The sequence below is a fragment of the Romboutsia sp. Marseille-P6047 genome, from assembly GCF_900604535.1.
Classification (GTDB): Bacteria; Bacillota; Clostridia; order Peptostreptococcales; family Peptostreptococcaceae; genus Romboutsia_E.
Genome location: NZ_UWOT01000001.1, coordinates 1 through 21757, shown reverse-complemented (window position 1 = coordinate 21757; position 21757 = coordinate 1). Strand labels below are relative to the sequence as shown.

At 28.0% G+C, this 21757-nt stretch carries 21 protein-coding genes; 16 read left to right on the top strand and 5 right to left on the bottom strand.

What is annotated here, in order from left to right:
* Positions 1 to 70: 70 nt before the first annotated feature.
* Genes EIH23_RS00105 through pgsA form a run of 4 tightly spaced genes read left to right on the top strand, consistent with a single transcriptional unit; the run spans position 71 to position 5413 of the window.
* Complete coding sequence (locus tag EIH23_RS00105) at positions 71 to 2491, top strand: FtsK/SpoIIIE family DNA translocase (RefSeq protein WP_122638173.1); 2421 nt, start codon at positions 71 to 73, stop codon at positions 2489 to 2491.
* A 3-nt stretch (positions 2492 to 2494) separates the two neighbouring features.
* Positions 2495 to 3553, top strand: a complete 1059-nt coding sequence (mnmH, locus tag EIH23_RS00100; RefSeq protein ID WP_122638172.1) for a tRNA 2-selenouridine(34) synthase MnmH — start codon at positions 2495 to 2497, stop codon at positions 3551 to 3553.
* Positions 3547 to 4884, top strand: coding sequence for a 30S ribosomal protein S12 methylthiotransferase RimO (rimO, locus tag EIH23_RS00095; RefSeq protein ID WP_122638171.1), 1338 nt, complete (start codon positions 3547 to 3549; stop codon positions 4882 to 4884). Before mnmH ends, rimO begins: the two co-directional genes overlap by 7 nt.
* Positions 4871 to 5413 carry a CDP-diacylglycerol--glycerol-3-phosphate 3-phosphatidyltransferase gene (gene pgsA / locus EIH23_RS00090; RefSeq protein WP_122638170.1) on the top strand — a complete coding sequence of 181 codons (543 nt, stop codon included), beginning with the start codon at positions 4871 to 4873 and terminating at the stop codon, positions 5411 to 5413. The genes rimO and pgsA overlap by 14 nt, the downstream gene beginning before the upstream one ends.
* 50 nt (positions 5414 to 5463) lie before the next feature.
* Here pgsA and gloA2 read toward each other — a convergent pair whose 3' ends face one another.
* A complete protein-coding gene (gloA2, locus tag EIH23_RS00085; RefSeq protein WP_122638169.1) occupies positions 5464 to 5856 on the bottom strand; it encodes an SMU1112c/YaeR family gloxylase I-like metalloprotein in 393 nt (130 codons plus the stop codon).
* 391 nt (positions 5857 to 6247) lie between these two features.
* Here gloA2 and recA point away from each other — a divergent pair, with 391 nt between their 5' ends.
* The 4 genes from recA to EIH23_RS00065 all read left to right on the top strand — a co-directional run bounded on the left by recA (position 6248) and on the right by EIH23_RS00065 (position 10173).
* The gene (gene recA, locus EIH23_RS00080) at positions 6248 to 7303 is read left to right on the top strand and encodes a recombinase RecA (RefSeq protein WP_122638168.1); all 1056 of its coding nucleotides are present in this window, start codon (positions 6248 to 6250) and stop codon (positions 7301 to 7303) included.
* A gap of 231 nt (positions 7304 to 7534) precedes the next feature.
* Complete coding sequence (gene rny, locus EIH23_RS00075) at positions 7535 to 9076, top strand: ribonuclease Y (RefSeq protein WP_122638167.1); 1542 nt, start codon at positions 7535 to 7537, stop codon at positions 9074 to 9076.
* Between the two features lie 122 nt (positions 9077 to 9198).
* Positions 9199 to 9480, top strand: coding sequence for a hypothetical protein (locus EIH23_RS00070; protein ID WP_122638166.1), 282 nt, complete (start codon positions 9199 to 9201; stop codon positions 9478 to 9480).
* A 3-nt stretch (positions 9481 to 9483) separates the two neighbouring features.
* Positions 9484 to 10173: a hypothetical protein gene (locus EIH23_RS00065; protein WP_122638165.1), complete on the top strand. Its 690-nt coding sequence runs from the start codon at positions 9484 to 9486 to the stop codon at positions 10171 to 10173.
* A gap of 100 nt (positions 10174 to 10273) precedes the next feature.
* On the opposite strand, the gene EIH23_RS00060 is transcribed toward EIH23_RS00065, so the two are convergent.
* Complete coding sequence (locus tag EIH23_RS00060; RefSeq protein WP_207734709.1) at positions 10274 to 10948, bottom strand: Crp/Fnr family transcriptional regulator; 675 nt, start codon at positions 10946 to 10948, stop codon at positions 10274 to 10276.
* An 89-nt stretch (positions 10949 to 11037) separates the two neighbouring features.
* Entirely contained in the window at positions 11038 to 11508 is a 471-nt protein-coding gene (locus tag EIH23_RS00055; protein WP_243113283.1) for a YeeE/YedE thiosulfate transporter family protein, read from the bottom strand.
* A gap of 595 nt (positions 11509 to 12103) precedes the next feature.
* On the opposite strand from EIH23_RS00055, the gene EIH23_RS00050 reads away from it, so the two are divergent.
* The 6 genes from EIH23_RS00050 to EIH23_RS00025 all read left to right on the top strand — a co-directional run bounded on the left by EIH23_RS00050 (position 12104) and on the right by EIH23_RS00025 (position 17255).
* Positions 12104 to 12754 carry an MgtC/SapB family protein gene (locus EIH23_RS00050; RefSeq protein WP_122638163.1) on the top strand — a complete coding sequence of 217 codons (651 nt, stop codon included), beginning with the start codon at positions 12104 to 12106 and terminating at the stop codon, positions 12752 to 12754.
* Positions 12755 to 12946: 192 nt separating this feature from the next.
* A complete protein-coding gene (locus EIH23_RS00045) occupies positions 12947 to 14404 on the top strand; it encodes an NAD(P)/FAD-dependent oxidoreductase (RefSeq protein ID WP_122638162.1) in 1458 nt (485 codons plus the stop codon).
* Positions 14394 to 15638, top strand: coding sequence for an NAD(P)/FAD-dependent oxidoreductase (locus EIH23_RS00040; protein ID WP_122638161.1), 1245 nt, complete (start codon positions 14394 to 14396; stop codon positions 15636 to 15638). Before EIH23_RS00045 ends, EIH23_RS00040 begins: the two co-directional genes overlap by 11 nt.
* Position 15639: 1 nt before the next feature.
* A complete protein-coding gene (locus tag EIH23_RS00035) occupies positions 15640 to 16020 on the top strand; it encodes a DUF1667 domain-containing protein (protein ID WP_122638160.1) in 381 nt (126 codons plus the stop codon).
* Positions 16021 to 16164: 144 nt separating this feature from the next.
* Positions 16165 to 16731 (top strand): DUF6143 family protein, encoded by a 567-nt coding sequence (locus tag EIH23_RS00030; RefSeq protein ID WP_122638159.1) that lies wholly within the window; start codon positions 16165 to 16167, stop codon positions 16729 to 16731.
* A gap of 2 nt (positions 16732 to 16733) precedes the next feature.
* On the top strand, positions 16734 to 17255 hold the full coding sequence (locus tag EIH23_RS00025) for a DUF6143 family protein (RefSeq protein WP_122638158.1): 522 nt from the start codon (positions 16734 to 16736) through the stop codon (positions 17253 to 17255).
* Positions 17256 to 17330: 75 nt separating this feature from the next.
* Here EIH23_RS00025 and EIH23_RS00020 read toward each other — a convergent pair whose 3' ends face one another.
* Positions 17331 to 18260 (bottom strand): LysR family transcriptional regulator, encoded by a 930-nt coding sequence (locus tag EIH23_RS00020; protein WP_122638157.1) that lies wholly within the window; start codon positions 18258 to 18260, stop codon positions 17331 to 17333.
* Positions 18261 to 18479: 219 nt separating this feature from the next.
* Between EIH23_RS00020 and leuB the strand changes: the two genes are divergently transcribed.
* A complete protein-coding gene (gene leuB / locus EIH23_RS00015) occupies positions 18480 to 19601 on the top strand; it encodes a 3-isopropylmalate dehydrogenase (RefSeq protein WP_122638156.1) in 1122 nt (373 codons plus the stop codon).
* Between the two features lie 46 nt (positions 19602 to 19647).
* On the opposite strand, the gene EIH23_RS00010 is transcribed toward leuB, so the two are convergent.
* Positions 19648 to 20418: a hypothetical protein gene (locus EIH23_RS00010; protein WP_122638155.1), complete on the bottom strand. Its 771-nt coding sequence runs from the start codon at positions 20416 to 20418 to the stop codon at positions 19648 to 19650.
* Between the two features lie 279 nt (positions 20419 to 20697).
* Here EIH23_RS00010 and EIH23_RS00005 point away from each other — a divergent pair, with 279 nt between their 5' ends.
* Positions 20698 to 21360, top strand: a complete 663-nt coding sequence (locus tag EIH23_RS00005) for a TIGR00266 family protein (RefSeq protein ID WP_122638154.1) — start codon at positions 20698 to 20700, stop codon at positions 21358 to 21360.
* Positions 21361 to 21757: the final 397 nt, after the last annotated feature.

The window sequence follows — 21757 nt, the reverse complement described above, 5'->3', positions numbered from 1 at the left end:
TTTTTATCGATTAAAGAACCTATAATTTATCAGGGTAGAGATGATTTATAAAAAGTAAGAGGTGAGATGAGTGGCAAAGAAAAAAAGCAAAAAGAAAAAAGATAAAGACCTAGGATTTAGAGCAGAGTATCATAATCTAGTTACAATATTTGTAGGTATATTCTTATTATATAGCTTAAATTCTGCTTCTATGGGATTAATAGGAAACTTTATGCAGAATATATTTAAAGGCCTATTTGGAGGATTATCATTTACAATACCTTTTATAGTTATTATTGCAGGTATTCTTGGATTCTTTGAAGGAAATGAATATGTTTATAGATTAAAGAATAGTAAAATGTACTATATTATAGTAACATTTGTATTTGTATTTTATGGATTATTAAATGCTAGAACTATACCTGTAGATTCACCATTTAAATCCACAATGATTAGTGATGTAATGCAAATGGGAGTAAATGGAAATGGAACTGGACTTATAACTTCTACTATAGCATATTATATAAAAGCAATCTTTGGTATAACTGGAGGATGGCTAATTAGTATATTTGCATTATTATTATGTGTAATGTTTACATTTAATATATCAATACAAGATTTTATATCGAATGTAAATTTTGGAAGCAAAGGAAGTAAAAAAACAAAGCTAAAAGGCAAGAATTTAAAAGAAAAAGTTTCAAATTTAAAACAATCTGCTTTAGACATGATAACTGATGAAGTAGATGATAGTACTATGGAACAAACTATGATAGAAGAAAAGAAACCAAGTATTTTTAAAGGTATTATTGATAAAAACAAACAACATAAAGCTAACAATGAGCAAAAAGAGCCAGCATTAAGTTTAGAAGATGATGTAGATGACAAGACTATAAAAATAGTAGGATTTAATAAAGCTGAAGATGATTATTTAGAAATATTAGAAGTAACTCAAACTGGTTCAGAACTTGATGTATTAAAAAATCTTCAAGGTTCTAAAACTGAAAATTTATCTAAAGAAACTTATAATTTTGATAAAACACAAAATATTGAACGTACTCAGCCAATAAACTTAGACATGGATTCAGTATCAAAATATGAAAATTATAAAAAGCCTGGATTTGACCTATTAAATAAGTTTGATAAAAAAAGTGATGAACACGGAAAGAAAAAAGTACTAAAAAATGCGTCATTATTAGAAAAAACACTATCTGATTTTGGAGTTGAAGCTAAAGTAAATCAAGTTACAGTAGGACCTACAATAACAAGATATGAAATTCAGCCAAGCCCAGGTGTAAAGGTAAGCAAAATAGTAAACTTAACTGATGATTTAGCACTTAGTTTAGCTGCAAAAAGTATAAGAATAGAAGCACCAATACCTGGTAAGAGTGCAATCGGTATAGAAGTACCAAATGAAGAAAGCCAAATGGTAGGATTAAGAGAAGTATTAGAAAGTGATGAATTTAAAAACTTTGAATCACCACTTGCAATGGCTTTAGGTAAGGATATAGGAGGAAAACCAATTATAGCAGATATTGGAAAGATGCCTCACTTACTTATAGCAGGTTCAACAGGTTCAGGTAAAAGTGTTTGCGTAAATACGTTAATAAATAGTATATTATATAAATCTAATCCAGATGAAGTTAAGTTTTTACTTATAGACCCTAAAGTGGTTGAACTAGCAAGCTACAATGGAATACCTCATTTACTAATACCTGTTGTAACTGATCCTAAAAAAGCTGCTAATGCTTTAAACTGGGCAGTCACAGAAATGAATAGAAGATATAAATTATTTGCTGAAAATCAAGTAAAAGATATAACAAGTTACAATGAAAAATGTGAAGAAAAATTACCTAAGATTGTAATAATCATAGATGAGCTTGCGGACTTAATGATGGCTTGTGCAAATGATGTAGAAGATTATATTTGTAGATTGGCACAAATGGCAAGGGCTGCAGGAATGCATTTAATTATAGCAACGCAAAGACCATCAGTAGATGTAATAACGGGTGTTATAAAAGCAAATATACCATCTAGAATAGCATTTGCAGTTTCATCACAAACAGATTCTAGAACAATACTTGATTTAGGTGGAGCAGAAAAGTTGTTAGGTAAGGGTGATATGCTATTCTATCCATTAGGTGCTGCTAAACCTGTAAGGCTACAAGGAGCATTTATATCAGAACATGAATCAGAAAGAGTTATAGATTTTATAAAAAATCAAGTAACTGAAGAAGTAAAATATGAAGATGATATAATGGATACTATTTCAAAATCAGTTTCTATAAAATCGAGTGATGAAGATGACTTATTAGCAGACGCAATAGAGTTTGTTGTGAATAATGGTCAAGGTTCAGCATCTATGCTTCAAAGAAAGTTTAAAATAGGATTTAATAGAGCAGCTAGATTAATTGATTCTATGGAGGAAAGAGGTATAGTTGGACCAAGTGAAGGAAGTAAACCTAGAAAAGTTTTAATAACGAAGGAAGAATTAGCTAATTTAGAAGGTGAATAAAATTTGAAGACAATAAATATAGAGGACGCTTTAAAGCTTAAAAATACAATTTTTATAGATGTAAGAACAGAAAAAGAATATGAGGATGACCATATCTTAAATGCTCATAACATGCCATTATTTAGTAATGATGAACATCATGAAATAGGAACTATTTATAAAACTCAAGGTAAACATGAGGCTATAGATAGAGGATTTGATTTTGTATCACCAAAGCTAAAGGATATGTATAGAGAGGTTAAAGAATTATCAAAGCAATACGAACATGTAATTATATATTGTGCAAGAGGCGGAATGAGAAGCGGAAGTTTTGCTAACCTATTAGCTTCTATTGGAATTGATATATATAAACTTGAAGGTGGATATAAATCATATAGAAACTATGTAATAGATTATTTAAGTAATGTAATGAAGAAAAAACAATTCATAGTACTTCATGGTTTAACTGGAGTTGGAAAAACAGAATTGTTAGTAGAACTAGAAAAAAATAATATTGATGTAGTTGATTTAGAACAAATGGCAAAAAATACAGGCTCTGTATTTGGATTTATAACATTTGATGAAAAACCACCAACACAAAAAACTTTTGAGACTAGAATATTTAATGCATTGTATTACTCTAAAACAGACTACGTGTTTATAGAAAGTGAAAGTAAAAGAGTTGGTCATGTACTAGTACCAAATGAAATTTATGAAGGAATAATAAGAGATGGATACCACATACTTATAGAATGTGATATAGAAGATAGAGTAAAAAGACTTTGTAAAGATTATATTTATGATAGAGATGAAGGAAATATAGATATATTAAGAGAATGTATAGGTAGATTTAAAAAAAGACTAGGGAATAAAAAAGTTGAAGAGTATTTACAAATGTTAGAGGAAGAAAAATATGAAGAGCTTGTAGAAAAGTACTTAGTTGAATACTATGATCCATTATATATGCATTCTGTACAGCAATATAAATATAATGAAGTGATTCACTTTAAAGACATAAATGATACAATGAAAGAATTAATTAATTTTCATAAGACAGCAAGAAAAGGAGCAGAAGAATGTTAAAAATAGCACTTGAATCATTAGGTTGTTCAAAAAACTTAGTAGACGCAGAAATAATGATGGGTATCTTAAATAAAAAAGGATACAAATTAGTAGGAAATATGGAAGAGGCTGATATAGCTCTAGTTAATACTTGTGGGTTTATAGAATCAGCAAAGCAAGAATCTATAGAAACAATAATTGAAATAGCACAGTTAAAAGAAACAGGAAACTTAAAACTTCTTGTAGTAACAGGGTGCTTAGCTCAAAGATATTCAGAAGAGTTAAAATCAGAAATACCAGAAATAGATGCAATAGTTGGAACAGGAAGCTACCAAAATATAGATGAAATTGTTGCAGGACTTGAAAAAGAAAATAAAATAGTAAGCTTAAATGATATAGAGTTCGCATTCAATGAAGAACTTCCAAGATATGTTTCAACACCAAGTTACATGGCATATTTAAAAATAAGTGAAGGGTGCGATAAACATTGTACTTATTGTATAATACCTAAGTTAAGAGGTAAGCAAAAAAGTAGAAAGATGGAAGATATATTGGCTGAAGCAAGAGATTTAGCATTAAGAGGTGTTAAAGAACTTGTAGTAATAGCACAAGATAGTACAACTTATGGAACAGATATATATGATGGAGAAGCTAAATTACCTCAGTTATTAGAAGAATTAGCTAAGGTAGAAGGTATAAAATGGATAAGAATAATGTACTCATATCCAGAATCAATAACAGAGGAATTAGTTCAAGTTATTAAAAAGTATGATAACATATGTAATTACTTTGATATGCCAATACAACATGCAAGCAACAAAATACTTAAATTAATGAATAGACACACAACTAAAGAAGATATATTAGCAAAAATAGAAATGATAAGAAATAATATACCTGATGCAACATTAAGAACTACAATAATAACTGGTTTCCCAGGTGAAACAGAAGAAGATTTTGAAGAATTATTAGAATTTGCTCAAATCGTCAAGTTTGATAGACTAGGAGCTTTTGCATACTCAAGAGAAGAAGGAACTGCAGCAGATAAATTACCAGGCCATATAGAACAAGAAATAAAAGAACAAAGAAGAGATAGACTTATGATGTTACAACAAGGAATATCTCAAGAAGTTATGGCAACTAAAATAGGTAAAACATATGAAGTTCTTATAGAAGAGCAAATCGAAAAGAATGTTTATATGGGAAGAACAGAAGGTGATGCAGAAGAAATAGATAGTATAGTTTATGTAAAGTCTAAAAGAAGTCTTAAGCCAGGCGAATTCGTAATGGTAGAGATTAATAATGCATTAGAGTATGATTTAATGGGAGATGTAATAAATGAACTTGCCTAATAAATTAACATTATTTAGGATATTTTTAATACCTGTATTAATAGTAGTAATGCTACTTAATATACCAAATAAATTTTTAATTGCATGTATAATATTCATAGTAGCTTCTATAACTGATGCTATGGATGGGCACATTGCTAGAAGTCGCAACTTAGTTACTGACTTTGGTAAATTTATGGACCCACTTGCAGATAAACTATTAGTTATATCAACACTAACTTGTATGATAGAAGCAGGGTTAGTGCCAGCTTGGATGGTAATCATAATAGTTTCTAGGGAGCTTACTGTAAGTATATTAAGAGCCATAGCAGCAGCTGACGGTAAAGTTATAGCAGCAAGTGGTGGAGGAAAATTAAAAACTATAACACAAATGATATCTATAATAGTTTTATTAATAGGTGCAAACTTTAATAATACTTTATTATTAAATATAGGTTTTGTGTGTATATTAATTGCTACATTGCTTACATTATATTCTGGATGGGAATACTTATATAAAAATAAAGAATTATTTATGGAAAGTAAATAATAAAATACCTTGAAGATATTTTTCTTCAAGGTATTTTATTATTTAGAAAACTATATTTTAAAAGTCTCATATAATTCAATTGGCAGATTATCAGGATCATTAAAAAATGTAAATCTGCACTGAGTGACTTCGTCTATTCTTATATTCTCAGTAGGTATACCATTGTTATTTAAATAATCTATAGCTTCACCAATGTCATTAACTTCAAAACATAAATGTCTAAGTCCACAGGCCTCAGGATAGCTTGATCTTTTAGGTGGATTATCAAAAGAAAAAAGTTCTAATTGGCAATCTCCTACTTGTAAATCTAGCTTATATGAGTTTCTATCTTTTCTATAAGTTTCATTTATAATTTTTAAACCTAAAATATTTACATAAAAGTTTTTTGACTTTTCATAATTTGAGCAAATTATAGCTGTATGATGTATCTTATTTAATTTCATAATACCCCCTATGAATAACTTTATATAATAATTGTATATTTATATTTTCATAGATTCAATTGAAAGTTTAAATATATAGCAAAAAATTAAAATTATGATTATTGAATAAGAATAAGATGGTAAGAAGGTTTCAACATACTCTTATAAATTTTAGGGAATATTAAAATTTATAGATTAAATTAGTATAAAAGATTATAAAAGGGTTTATAAATGAAATAAGTATGGTAAAATTTTACTATCAACGTTTGTTGAATTATAGTGAAAAATAGGTCTATATATTAAATGAAGAAATTTGACTAGAAAGATGTAATAAGGTATAATTATATACGAACAAATGTTTGATGATAAGAATTTAATTTAATATTTAATAGATGAAAGGAAGAATATAAATATGAGTATTGAACAAGAAAAGCTGAAAGCCCTTAACCTAGCTTTAGGGAAAATTGAAAAAGACTTTGGTAAAGGTTCAGTAATGAGACTTGGAGAAGCGACATCTATGAATATAGATGTTATACCAACAGGTTCAATTGGACTTGACATAGCTGTTGGTATAGGGGGACTTCCAAAAGGTAGAATAGTAGAAATATATGGACCAGAATCTTCAGGTAAAACAACAGTTGCTCTTCATACTGTGGCAGAAGCTCAAAAACAAGGTGGAATAGCGGCATTCATAGATGCAGAACATGCACTAGATCCAGTTTATGCAAAAGCATTAGGAGTAGATATAGATAACTTAATAATATCTCAACCAGATACAGGAGAACAAGCACTGGAAATAACAGAAGCATTAATAAGAAGTAATGCAATAGATATAATAGTAGTTGACTCAGTTGCGGCATTAGTTCCAAGAGCTGAAATTGAAGGGGATATGGGAGACTCTCACGTTGGTCTTCAAGCAAGACTTATGTCTCAAGCACTAAGAAAACTAACAGGATCAATAAAGAAATCTAACTGTGTTGCAATATTCATTAACCAATTAAGAGAAAAAGTTGGTATAATGTTTGGTAATCCTGAAACTACTACAGGTGGTAGAGCACTTAAGTTCTATTCATCAGTAAGACTTGATGTTAGAAAAATAGATACTATAAAACAAGGTGATAAAGTTTTAGGAAGTAGAACAAGAGTTAAGGTAGTAAAGAATAAAGTTGCTCCACCGTTTAAACAAGCAGAATTTGATATAATGTATGGAGAAGGTATATCTAAAATAGGTGACTTATTAGATATAGCAGCAGATATAGATATAGTTAAAAAGTCTGGAGCTTGGTATAGCTATAATGATATAAAACTTGGACAAGGTAGAGAAAATGTTAAAAAGTTCTTACAAGATAATATGGATTTAACTAATGAAATAGATACAAAAGTAAGAGCTCATTATAAGTTAGATGAGGCAAAAGATAATGCAGCAGATCATGAAGACAACGAAAGTATAGATAACTTTGAAGAATAAAAAATCAATACCTCCTATTAATCCTATTAACTTGACATAAGCTAGAAAAAATAATAAAATTAAGTAAGGATAAATTATGTAAAATAATTTTCTAATAGAGTATGAAAATGTACTCTATTAGACATATATAAGAAGATTATTCTTTGAATATAGTTTATTATGTAGCATAGTTTACTTAATAATAAAATTTTGAAGTTGCAAAGGTGACATTTTGGGATTATTACAAAGGAGGTGGATGTCATAGAAACGATAGCAATAGGCGTAGTAGCGGTGCTTGTTGGTGTTGGAGTTGGATATTTTGTAAGAAAAAATATTTCTGAAGCAAAAATTGGTCAAGCAGATCAACTAGCTAAAGAGATTTTAGATAAAGCAGAAAGAGACTCAGAAACATTACAAAAAGAAAAGCTATTAGAAGCTAAAGAAGAAATTCATAAGTTAAGAACAGACGTAGAAAGAGAACATAAGTCTAGACGAAACGAATTACAGAAATTTGAGAATAGATTAGTGCAAAAAGAAGAGGCATTAGATAAAAAATTACAAAATTTAGAATCTAAAGAATCTAATCTTAATGAAAAATTAAAAGTGGTTCAAACAAAAGAAGAAGAAGTTGAAACTATAAAGAATCAACAACTAGAAAAATTAGAAAGCATATCAGGTGTAACATCAGATGAAGCAAAGGAAATTATATTATCCAAAGCAGAGAGAGAAGTTAGACGTGAAATGTCTATAATGATAAAAGAAATAGAAACTCAAGCTAAAGAAGAAGCTGAGAAAAAATCAAGGGAAATTATAGGTTATGCCATCCAAAAGTGTGCAGCAGATCATGTTGCAGAAACTACTGTTACAGTAGTTAACTTACCTAATGATGAAATGAAGGGAAGAATCATAGGTAGAGAAGGTAGAAATATAAGAACTCTAGAAACAGCAACTGGAATTGATCTTATAATAGATGATACACCAGAAGCAGTAATTTTATCTGGATTCGATCCAATAAGAAGAGAAGTTGCAAGAATTGCACTTGAAAAACTTATAGCAGATGGTAGAATACATCCAGCTAGAATCGAAGAAATGGTAGAAAAAGCTAGAAAAGAAGTCGATAATATAATTAAAGAATATGGGGAACAAGCAACTTTTGAAACCGCAGTTCATGGATTACATCCAGAATTAGTTAGATTATTAGGTAGACTTAACTATAGAACTAGTTATGGACAAAATGTATTAAAACACTCTATAGAGGTAGCTCATATAGCTGGTATAATGGCGGCTGAAATTGGAGCTGATGTAAAATTAGCAAAAAGAGCTGGTTTACTTCATGATATAGGTAAAGCAGTGGACCATGAGATGGAAGGAACTCATGTAGAAATAGGTATGGATTTACTTAGAAGATATAGGGAATCTAAAGAAGTAATACATGCTATGAGTACTCACCATGGAGATTATGAGCCTCAAACAATAGAAGCTGTATTAGTAACTGCAGCAGATGCAATATCTGCAGCTAGACCAGGAGCTAGAAGAGAAACTCTTGAAGCATATATTAAGAGATTAGAGAAGTTAGAGGAAATAGCTAACTCATATGAAGGTGTAGAAAAATCATTTGCAATACAAGCTGGTAGAGAAATTAGAATAATGGTTAAGCCAGAAAATGTTTCAGATGAAGGAATACACTTACTAGCTAGAGAAATGACTAAGAGAATTGAAGATGAGCTTGAATATCCAGGTCAAATAAAAGTTAGTATAATAAGAGAGACTAGAGCAATAGAATATGCAAAATAAAATGAAACCTGTTTTAAGATAAGAAATCTTAAGACAGGTTTTTTTATTAATATTTAGTATTATAAATATAAGAATTAAACATAATAAGTAATAATTTATATATGGACGGAGATGTTAAAGTTATGTTTAAGATTAAAATTATTTTTATAGTTATAGTATTTTTAATCGGGAGTACAATTAAAGTAAATGGATATGAAGCTAATGATAATACATTAATACTAGGTGGAACTTATATAAAAGAAGATTGCACAACATGCGAGTTTGATGTAAGAAATGAAGAAGAGTTTTCTAATTTAGAAAGATTTTTTAGACCATCAAACATGCCAATATTAAATGATAAAAGAGAAAATGAACTATATAATTTTTATGGAAATAATTATATGAATATAACTTTACCAAAATAACTTATGAAATCACCAGAAGATACTATAATAAATTACTTTAGTGTACTTAGAGAAGCTGCAAATCCTACTGAGGATACTAATACAGGTTGTGGAAGTTTAGGTGATACCAAAGGACCTTATCCAGTAGCATATAATTTTCTATCTAGTTCTTATAAGTTAAAGTATTCTTATAATGAGTATTTAAAATCATTTGAAAATAAATTACATATTAATTTAATTAAACTAAATAAGGTAGACTCAGAGGAAGAGGAATCTAGTGAATTAAAGTATTTTGTAGAGCTAGAGGTTATAGAAGGCTCAAAAGAAAAATTAGGTTTATTTGCTTACTACTATGGATATATTTATTTAGAAAAAGAAGGTCATACATATAAAATTAAAGATATGGAGTACTTAGGTGAGAATTATTTATGTGCACCTTATCATGGTTGGAAATATGATGCAAAATCATTTATAGAAATTGAATATAGAGATTGGTGTTCACTAGTAGATGGAAATATAGAGATTACACAAGATGGATATAAAAAAAAGGCATATTTTAAAGATAAAAACAAAAATGAATATTATGTTCTATTTTACCAATTAACTAATGGTGTAGATATAAAGATAGCTGATTATAAAAATAATAAAAATAATAAGTGGGAGTTAATACATATATATCCTGAGAAATGCTTAGATAAGAAAAAGAATAGATAGTGATAAGAAGACAAAATCTTTAAAAAAAGAATGAAGAGAGTTCATTAAATTAGTATAGATATACGAATCTAGTACTAGAAAATGAACTCTTTTTTTATAATTAAGATAAAGCTTTAAGAGCATCTATATTAAGAATTTTTATCTTTCCTCTATTAATTTCTATAATTTTATTTTTCTCAAATTTTTTTAGTATTCTACTTACAGCTTCCCTTGCAGAACCTAAATGATTTGCAATAGATTCATGAGTTATATAAAGAACATTAGAATTTGTAAAATTGGATTGTTCTATTAGTAAATTAGAAATTCTTGAGTCTAAACTAAAAAAAATAGCCTGTTCTAAAACACCCATAACATTAGATAACTTATCTTGAGTTAGATTAAGTAAAAAGTTTAACACATGAGTATTAGACTTAGATAATTCATTAAAAAATGAACTATCAATAATAAGCGCTAAAGATTGCTCTTCTGATTCTAGATTTACATCATATGTAATATTTTTAAATGCACAGCCAGCAGATAATATGCAGATATCCCTTTCAAGCAATCTAAAAAGGGTTAACTCTCTTCCTGATGGAGCAGATATAAAAGCTCGAAATTGACCTGAGATTGTTATTAAAACTCCAGTACAAGTAGAGTTTTTATTGTGAACTAGTTCCCTTTTTTTATATGATGATAAATAACTTTTAGACATTAAGTCCTTAATTTCTTCAGGTGATAAATTATTGTAAAAAGATAAATTTTCTTTTAAAATTTCAATTTTATCTATATCCAACATAAATTCCTCCAATCAATATTATTTATAGAAAAATGTGTATATTAATAAATATACATATTAATATACACATTAGTTTAATATTTATAAACTTATTTTTTTATAATAGACTTAGGCAGTAGGTATCCGCCTAACATAAATAATATTACAACTATAAATAATCCTATGAAGCCTATATTAAATACTGATGGATACTTAGGAGATAAGTTAAATAAAGTCATATTTCCTAAATTAAATCCAGGTATAAGTCCTCTTTCATTTAAATATCCATATGATATTGAGAAAGCAAAGGCACTAAGTAATCCACAAAGGATTGTACTTATAGCTTTTTTAAAATTACTACCACTTGCTGCACCTACACAAGTTCTAGAACAAGTACCAGCAACACCAAATAATAGTCCAAATATAATTCCTCCTATTATAACCCTTGTATTTAAAGTTTTTATATCCAAGTGACTTATATCGAAAATACCTATATAGTTAGCAATAGATAGTAACACACTTGGAAGACCTATAGCGAATAGTGTAATCTTTACTAAATCTAAGTCTTCTAATCTTAACATTGCTAATAATTTTCTAGGGTTAGTAGCACCAGCTTTATATAATGCATATCCAAAGAATGAACCTAATATTATATCAAGTAATATTTTTATATTGTAATCTCCTTAATTATAATTTATTTTTACTTATTATTGCTGTTGGAATTGCAACGGTAAATACTACAGCTGCAAATACATAACCGCTTATACTAGATTGCATCATACCCATCATCATATGTCCATTTGTACATCCACCAGCAAATCTTGACCAAATAATAGAAAAATCTTTCTATAAACATAGTTACATATCTTCATAGAAACCCTTTATTTGCGTTAATATTGCATTTATAGTTTGTTTCTTCGTAGGATTCATTATTTAATTTTAATGCTTATTTAATATAACAAATTACAAAAATAAACTCTGTGACTTTATCATATAATGAATTGATATTTTAATATAAAAATAAAGAAAATGGATTTAAATGATAAATAAAAACTATTTGACATTATAGTTTACATAGAATATTCTAGTAATTAAGGCAAGGGAAATGATATTATAGACTTCATTTCCCTATTTTTTTGAAGATTATTTAATTAATGTAGTAAGGGGAGTAAGTATATGGGTGAAAGAGAAATATTTTTAAGATTATTATTAGCATTAGTAGTAGGTGGAGTAACAGGTATAGAAAGAGAAAGATTAAATAAATTTGCAGGATTTAGAACCCATATACTAGTATCTTTAGGTTCTTGTATATCATCAATAATTTCACTCGAATTATTTTTACAGTATAGTGGTACTGCTAATTTAGATCCAGCTAGGTTATCAGCACAAGTGTTATCAGGGATAGGTTTTTTAGGTGCAGGAACAATACTTAAAACATCTAGCGGTGTAAAAGGATTGACTACAGCTGCTGGAATATGGTCTACAGCTTGTATAGGAATAGCTATTGGATATGGATATTACTTTCTTGCCTTAGTATCTTGGATATTTTTGATTATAGTACTATATGCGCTACAATATATGGAGATGTGGCGTAAAAGACAAAAAAGTATAAATATAATTATTACAATGAATGAAGGTATGTCTATAGATAAGCTAGTAAAGTTACTATGTGATATGAGTAAGAATGATATAAATTTTTCTATGGATAAAAATGATAATACTTTGATATTTAAACTAAAATTAAGTGATGATAAAAGTATAGATCATATTAAATTGCTAGAAGAAATATCAAAGATAAATGAGGAAATTTCTGTAAAGTATGTTTAAAAATTAACTAGTGAATATTTTATTGACAGTAAAAATAATATTAAGTATAATTTAATTAAATCAACAGGAAAACGTTTGAAGGAAAAATTAATAATTGGGCGAAGAGTAGAGAGAGCCTCCTATACAAATATAAATAGTGTAGGGGGCTCTCTATATTTTTTCAAAAACTAATATAAATATGGGGGTAAAAGTATGTATGATATAGCAGTAATAGGAGCTGGTATAACAGGTAGTGCCATTGCAAGAGAGCTATCTAAATATGATATAAATGTTATTGTAATTGAAAAGGGAGTTGAAGTATGTCAAGGAACAACAAAGGCAAATAGTGCTATAGTACATGGTGGATTTGATGCTAAAGAAGGAAGTTTAAAGGCTAAATTAAATGTTAGGGGAAATGAGTTATATCCACAGTTATGTAATGATTTAAGAGTAGAATTTAAGCAAATAGGATCTTTGGTATTAGCATTTAATGAAGAGGAGAAAAAACATCTTGAATCTCTTTATAAAAGAGGATTAATAAATAACTCTAAAGGTCTTAAATTATTAACTGGAGAAGAAGTAATTTCTATAGAGCCAAATATTAACAAAAATGTAGTTGGAGCTTTGCTTTGTGAAAGTGCAGGTATTGTTTGTCCATTTAACTTAAATATAGCACTTATGGAAAATGCAATAAATAATGGTGTAGAATTGAAACTTCAAAGTGAAGTATTAGATATAAAAAAAGAAGATGATATATTTAATATAAAGACATCGCAAGGAATTATAAAGTCTAAATATGTAATAAATGCGGCAGGAGTGTATGCTGATAAAATAAACAATATGATAGGAGGAAATGAATATTATATAATTCCTAGAAAAGGTGAGTATAAGATACTTGATAAATCAGAAGGAAAGATTGCAAATCATGTATTATTCCAATGTCCAAGTGAAAAAGGAAAAGGAGTATTAGTTACTCAAACTGTTCATGGAAACTTAATGATTGGTCCAAATGCTAACGAAGTTGAAGATAAGGAAGATATAACTACAAGTAAAAATGGTATACAAGAAATTGTAGAAGCGTCTAAAAAAACAATTGAAAATATAAACTTTAGAAAAACTATAACATCATTTGCAGGACTTAGAGCAACATCATCTACAGGAGATTTTTGTATATTTGCATCAGATATATCTAAGAACTTTATAAATGTTGGAGGTATTGAATCACCTGGATTAGCATCAGCACCAGCTGTTGGCGAATATGTGATAGAGATTTTAAAAGAAGAAGGATTAGAATTAGAAACAAAAGAAAACTTTAATCCAATAAGAGAAAAGCATAAGGCGTTTTCACAAATGAGTATAGAAGAAAAAAATGAATTAATAAAAAAGGATGAAAGATATAAAAAGATTATTTGTAGATGTGAAAGTGTAACAGAAGGTGAAATAGTAGATGCTATAAATAGACCTTGTGGAGCAAGAACTGTAGATGGAGTTAAGAGAAGGGTTAGACCAGGTATGGGAATATGTCAGGGTGGATTTTGTGGACCTAGAGTAATAGAGATTTTATCAAGAGAATTAAATGTACCTGTTGAAGAAATATTAAAGGATTATGAAAATTCTAATGTGGTTTTAGGAAAAGTAAAAGAATTAAGGGGTGATTTAGTTGAGATATAATATTGTAATTATAGGTGGGGGACCAGCAGGACTGGGAGCAGCAGTTGAAGCTAAAAAAAATGGTATAGAAAATGTTCTTATAATAGAAAGAGATAGAGAACTTGGTGGAATACTTAATCAGTGTATACATAATGGCTTTGGACTGCATGAATTTAAGGAAGAACTAACAGGACCTGAGTATGCAGGTAAGTTTATAGAAATGGTAAAAAAAGAAAATATAGATTACATGCTAAATACAATGGTACTTAATATAAATGAAAATAAATCAATAGAAGCTATTGGAGAAGATGGATTAATAAATATAGAAGCTGATGCTATAGTTTTGGCAATGGGATGTAGAGAAAGAACTAGAGGAGCTATAGATATTCCCGGATATAGACCAGCTGGAGTATACACCGCAGGGGCAGCTCAAAGACTAAGTAATATGGAAGGATATATGGTAGGAAAAGAAGTAGTTATTTATGGATCAGGAGATATAGGTCTTATAATGGCTAGACGTATGACTTTAGAAGGTGCTAAGGTAAAAGCAGTTGTAGAAATAAATCCTCACTCAAGTGGTCTTACTAGAAATATAGTTCAGTGTCTAGATGATTTTAATATACCTCTAAAACTAAGTACATCTATAAGTTATATACATGGAAAAGAAAGGGTTAGTGGAGTAACTTTATCAAAGCTAGATGAAAATAGAAATCCAATACCAGATCAGGATGAATTTATAGAATGTGATACAGTTTTATTATCAGTAGGATTAATACCAGAAAATGAGCTAAGTGTAGGTGCGGGTGTAAATTTAGATATGAGAACTAGTGGACCTATTGTTAATAATACAATGTCAACTAATTTGGATGGCGTTTTTGCTTGTGGAAATGTTGTTCATGTTCATGATTTAGTTGATTTTGTTACAAAGGAAAGTAGAATAGCTGGTAGAAATGCAGCTAAGTATTGTCTAAGTAAGTTAGAAAAAAATGATACAGTGAGTACTGAAGCTGGAGAAGGTATAGGGTATATAGTACCTCAAAATATAGATACATCAAATGATGAAGATGTTAATTTATTTATGAGAGTAAGAAATATATATAAAAATAAAAAGCTCGTTGTAAAAAGCAATAATGAAATTATTTTAGAAAAGAAAAGAAAACATATGATACCATCCGAGATGGAAAGTATTAATATAAGTAAAGATTTATTAAAAAATATTACAGGCAATATATCTGTAAGTGTAGAGGAGGCTTAAAATGAGTTTAGAAGAAGTTTTAGCTAAAAAAGAACTTACATGTATAGTTTGTCCAATGGGATGTAAGTTAAGTGTAGAATGTTTAGGAGACGATTTTAAAGTAGAAGGGAATAATTGTAAAAGGGGAGAAAAGTATGCAAAAGAAGAGCTTACAAACCCCAAAAGAGTTATAACTACCACTGTAAAGCTTGGAAATTCGTATTTGCATTTACTTCCAGTTAAAACAGAATCATCAATATCAAAAAATTTGATGTTTGAAGTAATGAAAGAACTAGATAAAATAAAAGTAGATGCTCCGATAAAAGTAGGAGATATAATAATAAAAAATATACTAAACACAGGTGTTAATATTGTAAGTGCAAAAACTGTAGAAAAATTATAAATGTCGTTATAGGAATAAGATGTAAATTATTTTTACATCTTATTTTTATTCAAGATACAGAATATAATGTAAAAGGAACTCTCTGTAGATATAGTCATATAATAATATTGAGTAATTTTTAGAAATTTTATGGGGGACATTGATATGAAAAATCAGTACAATGAATGTGGGATTAAAAAATTAAGCCCTTATTATGTATCAGATGTATGTAGTGGACATATACAAAATAATGAAAATAAATATTATAGAGGAAAATCAGAAGTTGTAAAACTCAAAAGAGGAGTAAATTCTGTTGTTACATTGAAAAATCCTAAAAATTCAGAGGTTATTGTATATGTTAATAATACTACCGTAGCTAATATATCAGATGTAGTAGTTACTGAAAATATATACTATTCGGCAAGTGCGACGGGTAATTTAATCAAATCTAATAATATAATATCAAGTAATGCACCTTATGGAAAAAATACAAAAGCTCATAGTGAAATATATTATGGAGAAGATATAAAAATAAGCAACGGAGTAAGTACACGAACATCGATGATACTACCGTATAGTAATTTACTAGGAGATGATAGTGGATCGGTAATACTGTATCCAGGCATGGAGGTTGTTATTGAACTTTATTTATCTGATTCTACTAAAGAAGGAGAAGGAATTGTATCGTTTATATGGTGGGAAGAACCTATAAAAATAGTAGAGGGTGATTAGAAATGGATAAATCATATCCGTATTATATTGCAGATATAAGTAGTGGATATATACAAAATAAACAGCAAAAATACTTTAGAGGTAAAACTGGAGTGATTAAGGTCAAACCAGGACTTAATGCAGTAGGTGTTTTATCTAATCCAATAAACTCTGGTGCTAAAATATATGTAAATAAAGTATTAGTAGCAAACTTATCAGATGTTCCTTTTGTTGAAAATGTATACTATCAGTCTGGACTAAAAGGAAACTTATTTGAATCATATAATATAGCATCAGGTAATAAAGGTGATAAAAAAGATTTAAAAAAATTAGGCAAAATATATTATGGCGAAGATATAAGTATAATTGAAGGAATAAGTCCAGAGACTTTTTCTGTTGGTCCATATCAGAACTTTAAAGGGAATCCATCGGGTTCTGTTATATTATATCCAGGTATGAACTATATAATAGAGGCATATATAATTAATACTCAACAAAGTGGAGGTTGTATTATGTCTTTTGCATGGTGGGAAGAAATTATCTAAATGTATTAGATTATAATTATATGGCATTATTTATAAAAATAAATAAAAAGAATGGGAGCATAAGAGCTCCCTATTTTAATTTTTAATATCATTTTTAGAGTTCTCAATCAAAACACTTTTGGCTAAATCTATAAAATATCTTTCAGCAATGTTTAAATAAGAATTGTTTAAATATAAAACAGCAATATCCCATTTTATAGGTGTATTTTCTAAATGAAATAAATCAAAATCATAAATAGCTTTAGTAGTATTTAAAATCATTTCAGAAACAAAACAAACTCCAAGGCCAGACGTTGCTAATCTAAATGCAGTAGCAGTATTAGAGGTTTCTAAAATAACATTTGGTTTAAAATCAAAAAAATTAAAAAGTCTTTCAGTTAGATTTCTTATTCTGTGATTTCTTTTAGTTAGTATAAAATCAACATCTTTAAGCTTGTTTATATCAATCACATTTGAGGTGTTGGGAAGTAAATAGTCTTTTCCTAAATACCCCTTTTTAGATGCAAGCATTACTTTTTCTTCGTATAGAACCTCACAGGTTATTTTCTTATTATTACTTGGTAGAGATGTGAAAACTAAGTCAACCTTCCCAGAAATTAAAGATTCTTCTAAGAAGTTAGAGTCTCCTTCTATAATTTCAATTTCAATACCTGGGTATTTTTCTGAAAATCTAGGTAATATAAAAGGTAGTACATATGTACCTCTTACAGACGGTATACCTAGAGTTATTTTTCCTTTTTTCATATTTGAAATATCACTAAATTCTTTTTTTAGATTATGTTCTAATCTTAGAATTTCTTTTGCTGTTTCAACATATCTTTCACCAGCATAAGTAAGTGAAATTGGATTAGTAGTTCGATTAAAAAGTTGAACTCCTAAATCTTTTTCGATATTTGATACTATATTACTTAGTGATGGTTGAGATATAAATAGATGTGATGCGGCTTTTGAAATACTTTTTAGTTCAGCGATTGTAATAATATATTTTAATTTTTTAGAATTCATCAAATCCTCCTTTATATAAATTACTAATCTAAATTATATTTAACTTTTATAAAAATATAAATACATTTATTTAGATGGAAAACATTTATACATACATTTTTTTGTATGAGGAATATATAAATTTATATATTTTACATTATAAGTATTTAAGTTTACTATGAAAATATAAGTTAAAATAATTAAAAATAATATTTATATATTAAATAAAAGAGCGGATTAATGAATTATAAGATTGTATTAATAAAAGGGGATGGAATAGGTCCTGAAATAAGTAAGGAAGCAGTAAAGGTATTAAATACAATTTCAAATATATATAATCATAATTTTAAAATAGAGGAAGTAGTTGGTGCAGGAGAAGCTGTAGATAAGTTTGGAGATCCACTACCGAAGGAAAGTTTAGAAGCTTGTTTAGAAAGTGATGCTGTAATAATAGGAAATGTAGGAGGAAGTAAGTGGAATTCTGTATCATTATGTAAAAAACCAGTAAAGGCAATTTTAAAAATAAGGGAAGCTCTTAATTTAACTTCTAATTTAAGACCAATAACATTAAATCAAAACTTAAAAGAATTCTCTCCATTGAAAGATAATATAATTTCAAGAGGTATAGACATTCTTATTGTAAGAGATTTGGCTGGGAGTGTAATTTGTGGGGAAAAGAAATCTTATACAGGTAAATTTGGTAGAGAAGCAAGTGACTTAGAATATTATAATGAAGAAATAATAAAAAAATCAGCAAATAGAGCTTTTTCTTCTGCTATTATAAGAAATAAAAAAGTTTCAAGTATAGATAAATCTAATATATTAGCAAGTTCTAAACTTTGGAAGGATGTAGTAAATGAAACATCAAAAAATTACCCTAATATAAAAGTTAAGCATCATCTTGTGGATACTGCAGCTATGGAAGTAATATTAAATCCGGATAAGTTTGATGTTATACTTACTTCTAATATGTTTGGTGATATACTTGCTGATGAACTTAGTCAAATAACAGGTACAGCAAGTATGCTACCTTCAGCTGAAATAGATTCTAACGGTAAAGGACTATTTACACCAAATCAATTACATCATCCAGATGAAAGTATAATAGGAAAGAATAAAGCAAATCCGATTGGACTTATATTATCAGTTGCACTTATGCTTAGATATTCATTTAAGTTAGATGATGAAGCTAATATTATAGAAAAATCAATAGAAGAAGTTATTAATAGAGGATATAGAACAGAAGATATTTACAGTGAAGGTACAAAATTAGTTGGAACAGATAAAATGGGAGATTTAATTTGTAGTTGTATAAAAGAATCAAATAAAAATAATTATAATATGAGAAAAATAGCAATGTAAACTTAAAGTAGTGGCAAGATTTTATTAATAAAATCTTGCCACTACTTTAATTATTATATATTAAGGTTTCAGTATAATCATCAACATTTATAAGATGTATTTCAATATTGCTAAAGTCAATATCACCACTATTATAATTCATAGGAACATAGTAATGAGCCAGATTTTTTTCCTTTAAGTTATTAACTTTTTCAATAAAGAAAATATCTTCAAAATCATTAGATTTAAGTTTTACAATATAATTATCTTCATTTAATTTAGTGTTTTCTGTAAAGAAATAAAGGAGTGCTTTATCATCTTCAACAAGTAAACTCTTTAGTTGAATATTAAATTCATTAAACTCTATTTTCTTATTAATATTATAATATTTAGATAGATTATTTTCTGTATCCGATTTTAATAGAGCATTATTAAATACTAATTTTTTAATATTGTTAGTATTAGATGACTTGATTAGATACTCTATTTTAAGAGAGTTAAATGATTTGCTCAGAGGTATAAATATAGAAGTTACTTCTCTTTTAAATTCAGATAAATCATTTTCACCCAAAATAATTTCGTTACAATTAGAATTATTTAAAATTATTTTAGGAATTACTTTAGCTGTATCCTCAGATATTTGAGATCCATCTAAAGTTTCAACAGTATACTTAGTTAGTAGATAATCTTCATATAATGTTGAATTTATAATATCTATATTGTAATTTTCGATTTCCATAGCAGTAGACATTATACTTTTAGTGTTTAATTTATAAAATATGATAAGAAAAACGCTTATTATAGGAATAAGTATTAAAGTTAGCTTTGATATTTTCATTTTACCCCCCTGATTAATGAATAATATATGTATAAATATATTATATAATAGAAAAAGATAAAAAATATAACAATTAGATTTACATTTTATTACAAAAATATATTTAATATCTGTTAAAAATATATATTTAAATGAATGTAAATAGAAATTATATTTTAGATATATACTTAAATAAATATATACGTAATATATTAATTTACAATACTGTAACATTGTTTAGATTGATATGAAATAGCATAACTGATATTATAAATTTATCATAGATAATAGGGGGTAGTTATGAATCAAAATACAGATAAATTTGAACTATTATGTCAAGGAGACAGCAGAATATTAAAAATAAATGCAAATAGAGGAGATATTTTTAGAGTGGAAGCAGGATCTATGGTAGCTATGACTCCAACATTTGATCTTAAGGTTAAGGCAGGAGGCATAGGCAAAATGCTTGGTAGAGTTATGTCAGGAGAGTCTGCATTACTTCAAGAGTACAAAGCAATATCAGATGGAGAAATACTACTAGCTCCTACGATGTCAGGTGATATAACAAAGGTAGAATTAGATGGAAGTAAGCAATATAGAATAAGTAATGGAAATTTTCTAGCATGTACTGAAGGAATAACATTAGAAACTAAAGCTAAAGTAAAAGGTATATTTGGTAGTGGAGAAGGTATATTTGGATTAAGAACTGTGGGATCAGGTACTTTATTTGTAAATTCTTGCGGTTCTATATATGAGATAAATTTAGGTATAGGAGAAGAATATATTGTAGATTCAAGTCATCTAGTATTATGGGAAAATGATATGGAATTTTCTACAGAGTTAGCTGGAGGCGGATTGGCATCATCTTTTCTAAGTGGTGAAGGATTTGTTGCTAAATTTAGAGGTCCAGGAAAAATTTGGATTCAGACTAGGAAACCCATAGTAGTACCAACGAATGGATAAATTTTAATTGTATATTATATCTAACTGTAATAGATTTAGTCTTATTGACAATGCAAAAGATTATTATATTTAGTTTAGAAATAATATATTTGCAGTAGCATATTTGATACAAAACCAAGATATAAGTATAAAGATACTTGGATGTAGTGCAGGCTCATTAATTTTTACTTAATTCCCTAAAAGTAGATTAAGTTTATAAAAAAGAAAGTTTTTGTGTATAAGACAACATAAAGACTTTCTTTTTTTATGTTAACTTTAAAAACTAAATCGAATTTTTATGAAATAATACTAAAAATAAAGTTAATATCTAGAAGGCTATTTAATGGTAAGTAGAGAAGATTAAGTAATGTTTTTATATAAAGTAAACACTAATAATATTATTCATATAGTATACAAG